Source organism: Streptomyces fructofermentans (genome assembly GCF_014651055.1).
GTDB classification, from domain to species: domain Bacteria; phylum Actinomycetota; class Actinomycetes; order Streptomycetales; family Streptomycetaceae; genus Streptomyces; species Streptomyces fructofermentans.
Window position 1 is genome coordinate 606,635 of sequence record NZ_BMWD01000001.1, and the last position, 15,100, is coordinate 621,734.

Genomic DNA, 15,100 nt, shown 5'->3' on the forward strand with positions numbered 1-15,100 from the left:
GACCGGTTCCGTCGGCAGGGGTTCTCGCGGTGCGGCCCACCCGGACGCGGGGCACCCCGGTGGGGCCGCCAGGGGCGCCCGCACCCCGGTGGGGCCGCCCGGGGCGCTGTGCTCCCGCGCGGTTCAGCCGCTGCCGTCGGCCCCCGTGCCCTCGTCGGCGGTACCCCGGTACGCGGCGCTCGTCAGTCCCGCCTCCACCGTCCAGCCCAGCGACTCGTACAGCGCCCGGCCCTCGGGGGTCCCCGCGAGGACCCCCGTCACGGCCCCCCGGGCGGCGGCCGCGTGCGCGAGCGTGCCCATCACGAAGCGGCCGAGGCCCCGGCGGCGGTGGGCGGGGGCCGTCTCGATCATGTCGGCGACCGCGGTGCCGCCCGTCGGGGCGATCTGGCCGCGCGCGGCCCACGAGCCGTCCGGCGCGGCGACCAGGACGCGGGTGACGCCCGAACGGGTCCAGACGCGCACCCGGTAGCCGGCCGGAGCGGGCGGGACGGCGCTCCCGGTGAGCGGGGCGGACATCAGGTGGCCCGGTTCGGGGTCGACCCACCAGCCCGCGCCGAGCCAGGGCGCGACCCGGGACGGCTCGTCGAACACCTTCAGCCACACGCCGGCCCCGGTCACGGCGCCGGCGACCGCCCGGACGGCGGACTCCTCGACCGCGTGCCCGGTCGCGCCCACGACGTGCCGGCTGACGTGCCGCGGCTGCCCCACGTCCACGGTGACCCCCCAGGGCGTGGCCACCGGCGGGGCGGCCCCCCGGGAGACGACCCAGCCGTCGACCCAGGCACGCACGAGTGCGTCCATCCGGACTCCTGTAATAGTTGCCATGCGTATTGAGGTGTTACCTGCCGCACTTTACGGGGCTCTCGGGGTGCCGTGTCCCGGGTGATCGCTCAGAGCGAACAGGGCCTGGGGAACATTCAGGGGCTCATGTGCATTGAGTCGGCATAGCTCAACTTGAATGCCGAAGGGGAGATCATGGCTTTGACGTCCGAACCGCTCACTCTGCCTGTGCTGCCGCTCGACGACGAGGTCGTCCTGCCCGGCATGGTGGTGCCCCTGGATCTGAACGACGCCGATGTGCGCGCCGCGGTGGAGGCCGCACAGGCCGCCGCGCGTTCCACCGGGGGAAGCAAGCCGAAGGTGCTGCTTGTTCCGCGCATCGACGGCACGTACGCGAACACCGGGGTGCTCGGCACGGTCGAGCAGGTGGGGCGCCTCGCCGACGGCGACCCGGGCGCCCTGATCCGGGGCCGCGGCCGGGTTCGCGTGGGCGCCGGCACGACCGGGCCGGGAGCCGCGCTCTGGGTGGAGGGCGTCTCGGTCGAGGAGACCGTGCCCGACCCGCTGCCCGGTGCCGTGACCGAACTGGTCAAGGAGTACAAGGCGCTGGCCACGAACTGGCTGAAGAAGCGCGCCGCCTGGCAGGTCGTGGACCGCGTCCAGGCCATCGACGACGTGTCCGCGCTCGCCGACAACTCCGGATACTCGCCGTTCCTGACGACCGCCCAGAAGGTCGAGCTGCTGGAGACCACCGACCCGGTGGCCCGGCTGAAGCTCGCCACCGAGCAGCTGCGCGAGCACCTGGCGGAGCAGGACGTCGCCGAGTCCATCGCCAAGGACGTGCAGGAGGGCGTGGACAAGCAGCAGCGGGAGTTCCTGCTGAGGCGCCAGCTCGAAGCCGTCCGCAAGGAACTGCGCGAGCTGAACGGCGAGGCCGAGGGCGAGGAGTCCGACGACTACCGCGTGCGCGTCGAGGCCGCCGACCTTCCCGAGAACGTCCGAGAGGCCGCGCTCAAGGAGGTCGAGAAGCTGGAGCGCTCCAGCGACCAGTCGCCCGAGGGCTCCTGGATCCGCACCTGGCTCGACACCGTGCTCGAACTTCCGTGGAACGAGCGCACCGAGGACGCGTACGACATCCAGGGCGCGAAGGCGGTCCTGGACGCCGAGCACGCCGGCCTGGAGGACGTGAAGGAGCGGATCACCGAGTACCTGGCGGTGCGCAAGCGGCGCAACGACCGGGGGCTCGGGGTCGTGGGCGGCCGTCGCGGCGGCGCGGTGCTCGCACTCGTCGGCCCGCCCGGTGTCGGCAAGACCTCGCTCGGCGAGTCGGTCGCCCACGCCATGGGCCGCAAGTTCGTCCGGGTCGCCCTCGGCGGTGTACGGGACGAGGCGGAGATCCGCGGCCACCGGCGCACGTACGTGGGCGCGCTGCCCGGCCGGGTCGTGCGGGCCATCAAGGAGGCCGGGTCGATGAACCCGGTGGTCCTGCTGGACGAGATCGACAAGGTGGGATCCGACTTCCGGGGCGACCCGGCCGCGGCTCTCCTGGAGGTGCTCGACCCGGCCCAGAACCACACCTTCCGCGACCACTACCTGGAGGTCGAACTCGACCTCAGCGACGTGGTGTTCCTCGCCACGGCCAACGTCCTGGAGGCCATCCCCGAGGCGCTGCTCGACCGGATGGAACTCGTGCGGCTCGACGGCTACACCGAGGACGAGAAGGTCGTCATCGCCCGGGACCACCTGCTGCCGCGGCAACTGGAGCGGGCGGGCCTGGAGAAGAGCGAGGTCGCCTTCGACGAGGGCGCACTGCGCAAGCTGGCCGGGGAGTACACCCGCGAGGCGGGCGTCCGCAACCTGGAGCGGTCCGTGGCACGGCTGCTCCGCAAGGTCGCCGCGCAGCACGAACTCGGCGAGCGGGAACTCCCGTTCACGGTCGGCTCGGACGACCTGCGCGCACTGATCGGGCGGCCGCACCACGTGCCGGAGGCCGCCCAGGACCCCGCCGAGCGCCGTACGGCGGTGCCCGGTGTGGCGACGGGCCTCGCGGTCACGGGCGCGGGCGGAGACGTGCTGTTCGTCGAGGCGTCGCTGGCCGACCCCGAGACGGGTGCGGCCGGTCTGACCCTGACGGGTCAGCTCGGCGACGTGATGAAGGAGTCGGCGCAGATCGCGCTCTCCTTCCTGCGCAGCCACGGCGCGGAGCTGGAACTGCCCGTCGGCGACCTGAAGGACCGGGGCGTGCACATCCACTTCCCGGCCGGAGCGGTTCCGAAGGACGGCCCGAGCGCCGGCGTCACGATGACGACGGCCCTGGCCTCGCTGCTGTCGGGCCGGCTGGTCCGCACGGACGTGGCGATGACCGGTGAGGTGTCCCTGACGGGACGGGTGCTGCCGATCGGCGGCGTCAAGCAGAAGCTGCTCGCCGCGCACCGGGCGGGTGTCACGACCGTCGTGATCCCCAAGCGCAACGAGGCCGACCTGGACGACGTCCCGGCCGAGGTGCTGGACAAGCTCGACGTCCACGCGGTCACCGACGTCCGCCAGGTGCTGGAGATCGCCCTGTCCCCGGCGACCGGCGCGGCCGTCCCGGAGGTTCCGGTGGCGGCGTGACGGACGCCTCCGGACGAGGAAGGCCCGGGTCCCTCCCACGAGGGGCCCGGGCCTTTCGCGTACGGGCTCCCGGCCGTGCGCTTCGCTCGGTCGGCCGTGCCGGGGCGCGCCCCGACGGGCGGGCGGAGGGGGTGGAGGCTGCCGTCGGCCCCGACCTGCGAAATACTGGCCGAGCTGCGGCGATGGCGGATCGTGGCGGAAACTTTCGGGATCGGGAATCCGGGTCATGGGTGCTGATGTGCGCGAGGGCGGAAACGCCGACGAGGGCGACGAGGGCGACGGGGGCGACGGGGGCGGGAACGCCGGCGAGCCCGGCGGGGGCGGAGTGAGCGAGGAGTTCCTCGCACTGGAGCGAGAGCTGACCGTCCTCCTGCGGCGCGCCCGCGCCTCCTCCGGCGAGATGGTCCGCGAGGTGCACCCGGACCTGGAGTCCTCCGCGTACGGCCTCCTCGTGCGCCTGGAGGAGCGGGGCCGGCAGCGTGCGACGGAGCTGGCCGCCTACATCGGTGTCGGCAAGGCGACGATGTCCCGGCAGCTGCGTGCGCTGGAGGAGCTGGGGCTCGTCGCCCGCGAGCCCGATCCCGCGGACGGGCGGGCCTGGCTGGTCCACCTCACCGAGGAGGGGCGGGAGCGGTTCGGCAGGGTGCGGGATGCGCGGCGGGCGCGGTACGTGCGGGAGTTGGGGAGCTGGGAGCACGATGACGTGGCCACGTTGGCCCGGTTGCTGTACCGGTTGAACCGGGGGGTGGAGGGGTGAGGCGGCGCCTCCGGGGTTCGGCCGGTGGGGGGTTGCCCGGTGGGGCGGGTTGTCGGGTGCGGGTTGGTGGGGGCTTGTCGCGCAGTTCCTCGCGCCCCTGAGAGGGGGTGCCTCGGGAGGTTGCTCGTCGGGTGCGGGTTGGTGGGGGCTTGTCGCGCAGTTCCTCGCGCCCCTTAGAGGGGGGTGCCCCGGGGATGGGTTGTCGGGTGCCGGTTGATCGTGGCTGGTCGCGCAGTTCCTCGCGCCCCTGAGAGGGGGGTGCCCGGTGGTTGTGCTCCGGGGGTCAGAGTTCGATGTGGACCACCGTGGCGTCGTCGTGTCGTTTCGAGCGGCCGAGGAACTCGCGGTCCGTGTCGGCGGTCTCCAGGGCCCGCACGCGGTCGATCAGCGCCTGGCCGCCCTCCTCGCGTACGAGAGCGTGCAGATCGGCCCAGTCGCCGCGGCGGAACTTCTCGACCCAGCGGGTCGCGCCGTCCGTGAGGGCGGTCAGCGAACGGACCGCCGCCCGGGGCAGGGTGCCCGTGACGGCGCGTGCCGCGACCGACGGGTCCGCCGCCGCCGTGAAGAAGCCGCCCTCCTTGTTGCGCAGGGTCGCGTCGGTGACCGCGTGCGAGGTCAGCGCGGCGCGGGGGACGAGCGACAGGCGGTCGTCCAGCACCGGGACCACCGCCCCCGAGGGGGACTCCGTGAGCAGCACCGAGTCCGAGAGCACCAGGTACTCGACGGAATCGGGCGACCAGCGGGCCAGCACCACGGTTGCCTGAGGGGTCCGCGGGTGAGAAAGGTCACAGGTGGCCCGATGGGCGTCCGCGGTGCGGGAGATGGCACGCCCCAGCACCTCCTGGAGCGTCAAATCTCGTCGTGAAACGGACAGTTCGCTCAGTGCGCCTCCGAGCCGGGCGGTGAACCACGGGACGGAATGGAGACAGCCGGCCGGCTCCGGAGGAGGCGTGACGCCGTCCAGGACGACGAGTGAACCGCCCTGCCCCGAGGCCGGAAGCCCGACCGCCGCGTAGTCCTCGTCGGGGCGGGCGGGGTCACCGGCCACCGAGATCAGTTCCGAGCGCATCCGGCCAGTCTGCACGACCCCTTCACAAGGTCCGCCAAAGGCCCGCGACCGGTGCCGCTCCGCCCCGGACCAGCAGGTCAGACGCCTGTTTTGGGAGGTAATCACCGAGTCGGGCGCCGCGTGGCGGCGCATCTTGCCACCGGTCGTCGTGGACGTCCAACCGGCCCACCGCGGCGCCGTCCCGCGAGCGCCCCCGGAACTTGCCGGTCGGCTCCCCGGCGATGTTCACTCCTTCGTGTGGCGGGTCAGGCGTTGAACGGCCCCTGCCCACCGGCACTGGGAGGGTCGGGAGCCGTACCGGGACGACGCGTGAGCTGACGGATCGTCACCCGGGCCCATGGGGAGTACGAGTCAAGAATGCGAGCACCGGTGCAGAAGATGCGGCCTCGGCGCAAAGGCAGGCAGTCGGTCTCGGACGGAGCCTCCGGGCCCACTCCGAACCCTTCGGCGGCACAAGGACCTTCGGACCCCGCGGGACGCGGTCGCCCCGCCCACGTACGCAGTCGGCTGATCATCGCCGTCGCCGTCGTGGCAGCGGCCATCGCCGCCGCGGGCGCGCCGTCCGTACTGGCCGACTCGGGACGGCTGAACGATTCCCAGAACCTGGTGACTCTCGCCGAACGGACCCAGGACGCCCTGGCGCTGGCCCATTCGCTGGCGGACGAGCGCGACGAGGTCACCTCCTACCTGGCCGCCGGGCGCCCCGAGGGCAAGGGCCCCTCCGAGCGGCGCAGCGCACGGGTCGACCGGCAGGTCGACGAACTGCGCGCGGACGCAGTGGAGGCCGACGCCCCGGAGGCGTTCCGCAGCACGCTCGACGGCATCGCCACCGTGCGCAGGGCGGCGCTCACCGGCAAGAGCACGGCCCTTGAGGCGCACCGGGCCTACTCCGCCGTACTCACCGAACTGCACGCCCTCGCCGAGGAGCTGGCCGAGCGGCTGCCGCCCCGCGCGGGCGGCGGCACGCACGCCCTCGCCGAACTCGACAGCGCGGTCCAGCAGGCCGCAGCGACCCGCGGACTGCTCCTCGCGGCCCTGAACGTCCCCACCACGACACAGACGACCACGGACCCGATCACGGGCCTGCCCGTCACCAGCACCGTGTCGACGCCCGCCGCGACCAAGCAGCGCGACGCGCTCAGCGCCGCCGCGCAGCAGGCCAACGTGCGCGAGCAGGCGGCCGTCGCCGACTTCCGCGACGCCTCGCCGGCGGCGGGCCGCGCCTCGTTCGACTCCACGGTGACCGGGCCCGACGTCACCACCGCCGAGAAGTACCTCGCGGCCCTCGCCGACGGGCCCACGCTCTCCGAGTCGGAGCGGGACACCAGCACCAAGAAGCTGGACGCGGCGCTGTCCGCCCGCATCGAGCTGATGCGCGGTGTCGAGGCCTCGCTCAACTCGGGCCGGGTCAAGGACCTCGCCGGGATGCGCGACGACGACGTCACCGCGCTGGAGCTGCAGATCGCGATCCTCGGCGCCCTGATGCTGCTGGCCGTGGGCGTCGCGACCGCCATGGCCCGGACGCTCACCCGCCCGCTGGCCGTCCTGCGGCTGGGCTCCGCCCGCCTCGCGGCCGACCCGGAGACCGCGGAACCGGTCAAGTTCACCGGCCGCAACGACGAGTTCGCCCAGGTCGTACGCTCCGTCAACGCGCTCCACGCGCACGCCCGGGCGCTCCAGGACCGGCTGTCGTCCCTTGAGGGCGACCGCAAGCACCTGATCGGCCAGCGCCAGAAGATGGCCGACGAGCGCGACGCGCTGCGCACCGGACTCACCGAGACCACCGCGCACCTGGAGCAGGTCAGGCACAGCATCCACGGCACGTTCGTCAACCTCGCCCTGCGCACTCTCGGCCTGGTCGAACGGCAGCTCGGTGTCATCGAGGGACTCGAGGAGCGCGAGCAGGACCCCGACCGGCTCGCCACCCTGTTCCGGCTCGACCACTTCGCCACCGTCATGCGCCGCCACAGCGAGAACCTGCTGGTCCTCGCCGGCGCGGAGCACGGCCACCAGCACCGCGACCCCGTACCGCTCGTCGACGTCGTCCGCGCCTCGGTCAGCGAGATCGAGCGCTACGAGCGGGTGCGGATCGCCGCGCTGCCGCCGCACGCGCACATCGCCGGGTTCGCCGCGGACGACATCAGTCACCTGGTGGCCGAACTCCTGGAGAACGCCTCGTCGTTCTCGCCCCCCGACATCCCCGTCGAGGTCTCCGGCTGGCTGCTGGAGAGCGGCGAGGTCATGCTCTCCGTCCAGGACGAGGGCATCGGCATGACGGGGGAGCGGCTCGCGCAGCTCAACGCCCGCCTCGCGGAGTTCGACCCCGAGGACGCGTACGACCAGGAGAGCGGCGAGGGCCTCGGCCTCGGCCTGTACGTCGTGGCCAGGCTCGCCCACCGGCACGGTGTGCGGGTGCAGTTGCGCGAGCAGAAGCAGGGGGGCATCACGGCGGTCGTCGTGCTGCCCAGGACGCTGCTCGCCGCCGCGCCCGCCGTCGCGGTGCCCTCGCAGAGCACGGGCCGCACGGCAGGTGGCGCCGCCGCGATGTCCCTCCCCGGAGCGGACGCCGAGGTCAACTCCAACGTGCTGTACGGCCGTCCGGGCCGTGACCCGCTGATCGCGGCGGCGGAGGACTCCCTGCGCGACGCGGGCGGGGACACCGAGCCCGAGGCGGACACCGCCCCCGCGGAGCCCGTACGGGACGACTCGCCGGCCCGTGCCTCCGGGACCGACAGTTCCGCGACCCACGACTCCGCGACCCACGACTCCGGGACCGACGACTCCGTGCCCCGTGACTCCGCGGCGGACGGCGGCCGGACCGGACAGGCGGGCCCCGGGGAGCGGGCCGCGACGCCGGCCGAGGAGTCGCCGGAGCCCGCGGCCCCCGAGGCGCCCTCGGGGCCCGAGACGACCATGGTGCTCATGGCCCCGGTGCTCCCGGACGAGCACACCCCCGACCCCGGCGGAGCCCCCGCGCCAGGGGCCGGAACCCCGCCGGCCGCGCCGCACGCCGACCCGTACGCCATCGGCCCCGACGCCCATGAGCGGACCCCCGACGCGGCACAGGCGCCGCAGGAACCCGAGGACCGGGTCACCGACAAGGGACTGCCCAAGCGGACCCCGAGGGTCAGCGCGCCCACGACGGCCGCCAGACCGCGCCAGGGCTCCGTCGACGCCGAGGCGCTGCGGCGCCGGCTCGGCGGATTCCACCGGGGCGCGAACGACGGCCGCCGCGATGTCGAAGCGGAGATCGCCGAACAGACGTCGGAGCTCCAGACGGGCGCCGGACATGCCGTAGAAACCAAGGGGGACCCTGTCGAGGAGGCAAGCAGTTGACCGCGCCCAGTACCTTCGGACTGAGCAGTGAGGCCCGCAACCTGCACTGGCTGCTGACGAACCTCGTCGAGGAGGTGCCGGGACTGCTGTCGGTCGCGGTCGTCTCCTCCGACGGTCTGCTGCTGCTCTCCTCCGACCCCGGGAGAAACGCGCAGGAACGCGGCGGTACGGAGAAACGCACCGGGCCCAAGGGCTCCGCCGCGGACCTGGCGACGATCGTCTCCGGCATCGGCAGCCTGTCCATCGGCGCCGCCAAGCTGATGGACGGCGGCGGCGTCAAGCAGACGATGGTCGCGATGGAGGACGGCGGACTGTTCGTCATGTCGATCAGCGACGGCTCGCTGCTCGGCGTGCACGGCGCCCCCGACTGCGACATGAGTGTCGTCGCGTACCACATGGCGCTCTTCGTGGGCCGTGCCGGACACGTCCTGACGCCCGAACTCCGCAGTGAGCTGCGCCAGTCACTGGAAGCCCCGACGATGGAGGCGGCCAAGTGAGCGACGTGAGCGGCACCCCGAGGCTCCCGGTCCGCGGCGGCGACCGCAAACCCGCCCGGGTCCGCCCCTACTCGCTCACCGGCGGCCGCACGCGCTTCGGGCACGTCCTGCTCGTCGAGACGTTCGTGGCCGCGCTGGAGGCCCCGCAGGAGCGTCCGGAACTGGAGAACGGTTCCCTCTCGCCCCGGGGGATGCCCGAGCTGCGGGCCATCGTCGAACTCTGCCGCCGGATGCGGACGGTGGCCGAGGTCGCCGCCCTGCTGAAGATGCCGCTCGGCGTGGTCCGGGTCCTCCTCAGCGACCTGGCGGACCAGGGAAAGATCCGCGTGTACGGAACAGGGCACGGACCGGGACAGCCGGACCGCGCCCTGCTGGAAAGGGTGCTGAGTGGACTCCGTCGTCTCTGACGCCTCCCGCGTCGCCGATGGCTCTCGATCCTCCGACTCCCCGGCATCGCCCGAAGCGGCGATACCCGAAGAGGAGTTGAAGGCCTGGCAGAAGGACCGTACGCGCGCCCCCATCGCCACGAAGATCGTGGTGGCGGGCGGCTTCGGAGTGGGCAAGACCACCCTCGTGACGGCCGTTTCGGAGATCACTCCGCTGCAGACCGAGGCGTTGATGACCCGTGCGAGCGAGGACACCGACGACCTCAGCTCGACCCCGGAGAAGCTGACCACGACCGTGGCCATGGACTTCGGGCGCATCACGCTCGACGACGACCTGGTGCTCTACCTGTTCGGCACCCCGGGCCAGCAGCGGTTCTGGTTCATGTGGGACGACCTGGTGCGCGGGGCGATAGGCGCCGTGGTGCTGGCCGACACCAGGCGTCTGAAGGACTGCTTCCCCGCCCTCGACTACTTCGAGAGCTGCGGGCTGCCGTACGTCGTCGCCGTCAACCACTTCGACGGCAGCGACCGGTTCGAGCCGGCGGATGTGCGCGAGGCCCTCACGGTGCCCCCGCACATACCTGTCATGATCATGGATGCGCGGCACAGGTTCTCGGTGATCGAGACCCTGCTGGCGCTCGTCGGCCACGCGCTCGACGTCAGTCCCGAGTAGCCCGGGCGGCCGTTCCGCCCGAGCAGCACCGAGTAGGAGACACCAGCCGTATGCGGAAGATACTCGTCGTCGGAGCCGGCCAGTCCGGACTCCAACTCGCCCTCGGACTCCAGTCGCACGGGTACGAGGTCACCCTGATGTCCAACCGGACGGCGGACGAGATCCGTACCGGCCGCGTCATGTCCACCCAGTGCATGTTCGACACCGCGCTGCAGCACGAGCGCGACCTCCAGCTCAACTTCTGGGAGTCGCAGGCCCCGAGGATCGAGGGTCTCGGCGTCTCGGTGGCCGTTCCCGGCTCGTTCGACCCGGGCCCCTCGCAGCGCGCGATCGACTGGGTCGGCAGGCTCGACGGCTACGCCCAGTCCGTGGACCAGCGGGTGAAGATGGCCGGCTGGATGGAGACGTTCGCGCAGCGCGGCGGCCAGCTCGTCATCCACGGCGCCGCGGTCTCCGACCTCGACTACTTCGCCCGTACGTACGACCTCGTCCTGGTCTCGGCGGGCAAGGGCGAACTGGTCTCCATGTTCGGCCGCGACGCCTCCCGCTCCCCGTACACGGAGCCGCAGCGCGCCCTCGCCGTCGCCTACGTCCACGGACTCGGCCCGCGCCCGGAGCACCCGGACTACGACGCCGTGCGCTGCAATCTCGTCCCCGGTGTCGGCGAGCTGTTCGTCATGCCGACCTTCACGACCTCGGGCCGTGCGGACATCCTGTTCTGGGAGGGCGTGCCCGGCGGCCCGCTGGACGTCTTCCAGGGCGTCAAGGACCCGGCGGAGCACCTCTCGCTGACCCTCGAACTCATGGAGCGGTTCACGCCCTGGGAGTACGCGCGCGCCACCAAGGTCGAACTCACCGACGCGGGCGGCACGTTGGCCGGGCGCTACGCGCCCACGGTCCGCAACCCCATCGGCCGGCTGCCGGGCGGCGGCCTGGTCCTCGGAGTGGCCGACGTGGTCGTGGCGAACGACCCGATCACCGGACAGGGCTCCAACTCGGCCGCCAAGTGCGCGGCTTCGTACCTCGACTCGATCCTCGCGCAGGGCGAGAAGGAGTTCGACGAGGCCTGGATGACCGCGACGTTCGAGCGGTACTGGGACACGGCCCAGCACGTGACCAAGTGGACGAACGCCATGCTCGGCGCGCCGCCGGAGCACGTGCTCAACCTGATCGGCGCCGCCGGCCAGCTCCCCCCGGTCGCGAACCGGTTCGCCAACGGCTTCAACGACCCGTCGGACTTCGAGAACTTCTTCTACGACCCGGAGAAGACGGGCGCCTACCTGGAGTCGGTCACGGGCGCCTGACCTCGCTCCGACCCGAGGCCGGGCTCCCGGTACCCGTCGTCGTCCGGCCTGCCGGGTCCGGCTCCCAGCGGGCCAGGGCCCCGGCAGGCCGGCGCGCGATGCGGACCCTGGAGCGAAACCCGCGTGTGCCGGCGGGTCCACTGGGGGAGGAGGGGGCCCCGTCCGCACCTTCCGTGGACTTGAACCCCTCACGGGCCCGGTTCCGCCGAAGCCTCGCTGACCGAGCATCTTCGGCGCTGCCCCACTGACCCGCGGTCGAGTCGGCCCGTGCGGGGCGGCCCGCCCCACCCGGCGCCCGCGAACCAGCCCCGACAGCCCCTCACGGACCCCGGCGGACCCGGCGGACCCGTGCGCGCAGGCTGATCCGGCGCCCGGTGACGCCGCGCCGGCGGCCGGGCCCGCAGCCCGGGGCTAGCGGGGCGTCGTGGCGGTGGGTTCGAAGGGAGCGCCGTGGCCGGGCACGACCAGGTCCGCCGCGGCCAGCACCCGCAGCCGTGAGGCCCTCAGCACCTCGCGGTCCGGGGCCACCGGGTCGTCCGCCGGGCCGTCCGCGTGCCACCACAGGTCGCCGGCGAACGCCACCACGCCCGACGGCGTGCCCGCGAGCAGCGTGATGTCCTCCGGGCTGTGGCCGGGGGTGCGGATCAGCCGCAGGGACGGCGTGAGTTCGTAGCCCTCCGCGTCCCGGTTGGTCCACTGGTCGCCCCGGTACTCCACCTTGTGGTCGTGCACCCGGGCACGGCCGAACAGGCCGACGTTCATGGTGTTGTCCGGGTGGTGGTGGCTCAGCACCACGTCGGTGATGTCGTCGGGGCCGAGCCCCAGTTCGGCGAGCGGGGCCAGGATGTCGTCGTGGCTCGCCACCATGCCCGGGTCGAAGACCACGTGCCGTCCCGCGTCGGACACGTACGAGACGGTGGCGGCGACCCCCGGGCCGGTGGATCCCACGTAACCGGTGGTCAGAACCTTGTGCACGGCGCTGCGGCCGAGCGGTGCGTCTGTCATGACCAGGATCCTTCCGGGAACGGCGGCGCCCCACGAGTGGCACGGATGCCTGTCATCGCAGGATTCGTGCCAACCGTGCGAGACTGCGCCCGTGCCCGCCTTCGGAACCGTCGCCGCGTACGTCCCTCCCGGTGTCGGCATGCTCGCCGTCGGGATCGTCGCCGAGGTGTTCGGCCCGCACGGGGCGGGGCTGCCCGGCTTCGACCTCGCCCTGTGCGCGGACCGGCCCGGAGCGGTGCCCACGGACTGCGGTGTGCCGCTCTCCGTCGCGCACGGCCTGGACCGGCTCGCGGACGCCGATCTGCTGATCGCCCTGCCCGGGGCCGGATTCCGTGAGCCCTCGGCCCCCGCCGTGCTCGACGCGCTGCGAGCGGCGCACGCGCGCGGCTCGGTGGTCGCGGCCCACTGCGTCGGGGCGTTCACGCTCGCGCGGGCCGGACTGCTCGACGGCCGGCGGGCGACCACGCACTGGCGGTTCGCCGGCCTCCTCGCCGAACGCCACCCCGAGGTCGCCGTGGAGCCCGACGCGCTCTACGTCGACGAGGGCGGTGTCGTCACGGGCGCGGGCGCCGCCGCGGGCTTCGACATGTGCCTCCACCTGCTTCGGCGGGAGCACGGCGCCGCGCTGGCCAACGCGGTCGCCCGGGACGTGGTGCTGCCCTCGCACCGGGACGGCGGGCAGGCCCAGTACCTGGCCACGCCCGTGCCCGAGGACAGCCGGGACGAACGGCTGGCCGAGGTCCTCCAGTGGGCCCGCGGGCATCTGCACGAGCCGCTGCCGGTCACGGAACTGGCCGACCGGGCCCTGATGAGCAGGCGCTCCTTCGCCCGCCGCTTCACCGCCGCGACCGGGACCACCCCGCACGCGTGGCTGCGGAACCTGCGGCTGGGCAGGGCGGAGGAACTCCTGGAGACCACGGACCTCCCGGTCGAGGAGATCGCCCGCCGGGTGGGGTACGGCAGCGCCGCCGTACTGCGCGAACAGTTCGTACGGCGCCGGGGAGTGCCGCCCAGCTCCTACCGCCGCGCCTTCACCGGCTCCCCCTGAGGCACGCCCGCCGCTACCGCGGCGCGGGCAGGCCGTACCCCTCGTCCGAACCGTCCGTTGCGCCCGGGGGGAGCTCCGGTGCCGTGTACCGGAGCAGGGGCTCACCGTCCGGGTCCGGGCGGACGGCGCCCAGGACCGGATTCGCCGCGATCGGGGAGACCTTGACCTTCGCGCCGGGGCGGGGCGCCTGCACCACCATCCCGTCGCCCAGGTAGAGGGCCACGTGCGTCGCCTCGGGGAAGTAGACGACCAGGTCGCCCGGGCGCAACTCGTCCAGTCCCACGCGGGGCAGCCGCGCCCACTGCTCCTGGCTGGTCCGGGGGATGGGCCGCCCCGCGCGGTCCCAGGCCCGCGAGGTCAGCCCCGAGCAGTCGTAGGCCTCCGGGCCCTCCGCGCCCCACTCGTACGGCTTGCCGATCTGCTCGACCGCGTCGCGCACCGCCTCCCCGCCCGCCCGTGTGGGCGGCCTGGCACTGCTGAGCGCCCCCGACGCGACGAGCTTCTCCTGCGCCTCGGCGACCCCGGCCCGCTCCAGCTCCGCGACCCGGGAGATCTGCTCCGCACTGAGCGAGGCCAGCAGTTCCTGCACGTCCCCGAGCCGCTCCCGTACGCGGTCGCGGTCCTTCGCGCGCCGCTCGGACAGCGTGAGCTGGTCGTCGAGGGCCTTGCGGGCGGCGCGTGCCAGCCCGTCGGTCCGCCGCTCGCTCCCGGCCAGGCGCCGGACGGTGCCCGCCCGCTCCGTCGCGACCTGCCGGATCACATGCCCCTGGTCGAGGGCGTGCTGCGGGTCGCGGGCGAGCAGCAGGCGTACGTACGAGGAGATCTCGCTCGTGCCCTGGTACTGCTGCCGGGCGAGGCGCCCCGCGGCGCCGCGGCTGTCCTGGAGCGAGAGCCGGGCCGTGGCCAGCCGCCCGTTGAGCCGCGCGACCTCGGCGCGCTGCCGCTTCAACTCCTCCTCCGTGGCGTTGGACGCCTCGGTGGCCTTCTCCGCCTCCCGGTACAACCGCTGGAGTTCGCCGAGCAGTTCGGCGACGGAGCGTTCGCCGGCGGGCGCGGCGGCGCCGTCCGTCTCCCGTGCGGTGTCGCCGACGGGCTCGGGCGCGGCCGTGGTGGCCGGTGCCGGAACCAGGACCGCTCCGGCCGCGATCGCCGCCGTGCAGACCAGTCGCAGTAGCCTTCCTGACACGTCATCACCTCCGGGCGGGGCGGCGGGTCCGCTCCTTACCGCGAGCATCGGACGCGCGCGAGCGGTCCGCCCGGCGACCGTGGGCGGTTCGGCCCCACGAGGTCACCCGTGGGTGTCGTCCGGCCCGCGCGGCGGCGTGGCGCCTGGCCCGGAGCGCCGCCGGGACCACGGCCGGCGGCGCCCGCGGCTGTCGCCCTCGGGGTCGTAGACGTACTTCCATCCCAGGTGCAGTCCGAGCCGTCTGCTCGTGGCCGCCTGCACACGGCGGTACACGAGCACGGTCGGCGGACCGCCCGCGTGGTCGGGCACCGGGACGCGGTAGACCTTGGGCGGGTGCCCGGTCGGGCCGAGCAGCACGGGCAGCACCCGGCCGTCCAGGGGACCGCCCTCGAAGGTGGTGTCTTCGCTCTTCACCGGCCCAGTGTCACAAACGGGGGCCGGTCCGG

Annotated in this window: 13 protein-coding genes; 8 read left to right on the plus strand and 5 right to left on the minus strand. The window is 73.6% G+C overall.

Going from position 1 to position 15,100, the window contains the following annotated elements; genetic code table 11:
- Positions 1-123 precede the first annotated feature (123 nt).
- Positions 124-801, minus strand: coding sequence for a GNAT family N-acetyltransferase (locus IE265_RS02545; RefSeq protein WP_190033599.1), 678 nt, complete (start codon positions 799-801; stop codon positions 124-126).
- Positions 802-975: 174 nt separating this feature from the next.
- On the opposite strand from IE265_RS02545, the gene lon reads away from it, so the two are divergent.
- Positions 976-3,393, plus strand: coding sequence for an endopeptidase La (gene lon / locus IE265_RS02550; protein WP_190033600.1), 2,418 nt, complete (start codon positions 976-978; stop codon positions 3,391-3,393).
- 226 nt (positions 3,394-3,619) lie between these two features.
- Positions 3,620-4,150 carry a MarR family winged helix-turn-helix transcriptional regulator gene (locus IE265_RS02555; RefSeq protein WP_190033601.1) on the plus strand — a complete coding sequence of 177 codons (531 nt, stop codon included), beginning with the start codon at positions 3,620-3,622 and terminating at the stop codon, positions 4,148-4,150.
- A 283-nt stretch (positions 4,151-4,433) separates the two neighbouring features.
- Here IE265_RS02555 and IE265_RS02560 read toward each other — a convergent pair whose 3' ends face one another.
- Entirely contained in the window at positions 4,434-5,219 is a 786-nt protein-coding gene (locus IE265_RS02560; protein WP_190033602.1) for a protein phosphatase 2C domain-containing protein, read from the minus strand.
- 357 nt (positions 5,220-5,576) lie between these two features.
- Between IE265_RS02560 and IE265_RS02565 the strand changes: the two genes are divergently transcribed.
- From IE265_RS02565 to IE265_RS02585, 5 genes are read left to right on the plus strand one after another with little or no spacing between them, the layout of a single operon-like run.
- On the plus strand, positions 5,577-8,555 hold the full coding sequence (locus IE265_RS02565; RefSeq protein WP_190033603.1) for a nitrate- and nitrite sensing domain-containing protein: 2,979 nt from the start codon (positions 5,577-5,579) through the stop codon (positions 8,553-8,555).
- Entirely contained in the window at positions 8,552-9,052 is a 501-nt protein-coding gene (locus IE265_RS02570) for a roadblock/LC7 domain-containing protein (RefSeq protein ID WP_190033604.1), read from the plus strand. Before IE265_RS02565 ends, IE265_RS02570 begins: the two co-directional genes overlap by 4 nt.
- A 5-nt stretch (positions 9,053-9,057) precedes the next feature.
- A complete protein-coding gene (locus tag IE265_RS02575; protein ID WP_190033754.1) occupies positions 9,058-9,459 on the plus strand; it encodes a DUF742 domain-containing protein in 402 nt (133 codons plus the stop codon).
- Positions 9,440-10,111 carry a GTP-binding protein gene (locus tag IE265_RS02580; RefSeq protein WP_373302892.1) on the plus strand — a complete coding sequence of 224 codons (672 nt, stop codon included), beginning with the start codon at positions 9,440-9,442 and terminating at the stop codon, positions 10,109-10,111. The genes IE265_RS02575 and IE265_RS02580 overlap by 20 nt, the downstream gene beginning before the upstream one ends.
- A gap of 50 nt (positions 10,112-10,161) precedes the next feature.
- Complete coding sequence (locus IE265_RS02585; RefSeq protein WP_190033605.1) at positions 10,162-11,415, plus strand: styrene monooxygenase/indole monooxygenase family protein; 1,254 nt, start codon at positions 10,162-10,164, stop codon at positions 11,413-11,415.
- A 411-nt stretch (positions 11,416-11,826) separates the two neighbouring features.
- On the opposite strand, the gene IE265_RS02590 is transcribed toward IE265_RS02585, so the two are convergent.
- Positions 11,827-12,420, minus strand: coding sequence for an MBL fold metallo-hydrolase (locus IE265_RS02590; RefSeq protein ID WP_190033606.1), 594 nt, complete (start codon positions 12,418-12,420; stop codon positions 11,827-11,829).
- A 139-nt stretch (positions 12,421-12,559) separates the two neighbouring features.
- On the opposite strand from IE265_RS02590, the gene IE265_RS02595 reads away from it, so the two are divergent.
- Positions 12,560-13,468, plus strand: coding sequence for a GlxA family transcriptional regulator (locus IE265_RS02595; RefSeq protein ID WP_190033756.1), 909 nt, complete (start codon positions 12,560-12,562; stop codon positions 13,466-13,468).
- Positions 13,469-13,481: 13 nt separating this feature from the next.
- On the opposite strand, the gene IE265_RS02600 is transcribed toward IE265_RS02595, so the two are convergent.
- Both IE265_RS02600 and IE265_RS02605 read right to left on the minus strand, forming a co-directional pair.
- On the minus strand, positions 13,482-14,654 hold the full coding sequence (locus tag IE265_RS02600; protein WP_190033607.1) for a C40 family peptidase: 1,173 nt from the start codon (positions 14,652-14,654) through the stop codon (positions 13,482-13,484).
- Positions 14,655-14,756: 102 nt separating this feature from the next.
- Positions 14,757-15,068, minus strand: a complete 312-nt coding sequence (locus IE265_RS02605) for a DUF8847 domain-containing protein (protein WP_190033608.1) — start codon at positions 15,066-15,068, stop codon at positions 14,757-14,759.
- Between the last annotated feature and the right edge of the window lie 32 nt (positions 15,069-15,100).

Coding starts and splice junctions, on each gene's coding strand:
- IE265_RS02545 (WP_190033599.1), bottom strand. CDS start 801: ATGGACGCACTCGTGCGTGCCTGGGTCGACGGCTGGGTCGTCTCCCGG.
- IE265_RS02590 (WP_190033606.1), bottom strand. CDS start 12,420: ATGACAGACGCACCGCTCGGCCGCAGCGCCGTGCACAAGGTTCTGACC.
- IE265_RS02560 (WP_190033602.1), bottom strand. CDS start 5,219: ATGCGCTCGGAACTGATCTCGGTGGCCGGTGACCCCGCCCGCCCCGAC.
- IE265_RS02595 (WP_190033756.1), top strand. CDS start 12,560: ATGCTCGCCGTCGGGATCGTCGCCGAGGTGTTCGGCCCGCACGGGGCG.
- lon (WP_190033600.1), top strand. CDS start 976: ATGGCTTTGACGTCCGAACCGCTCACTCTGCCTGTGCTGCCGCTCGAC.
- IE265_RS02585 (WP_190033605.1), top strand. CDS start 10,162: ATGCGGAAGATACTCGTCGTCGGAGCCGGCCAGTCCGGACTCCAACTC.
- IE265_RS02565 (WP_190033603.1), top strand. CDS start 5,577: ATGCGAGCACCGGTGCAGAAGATGCGGCCTCGGCGCAAAGGCAGGCAG.
- IE265_RS02555 (WP_190033601.1), top strand. CDS start 3,620: ATGGGTGCTGATGTGCGCGAGGGCGGAAACGCCGACGAGGGCGACGAG.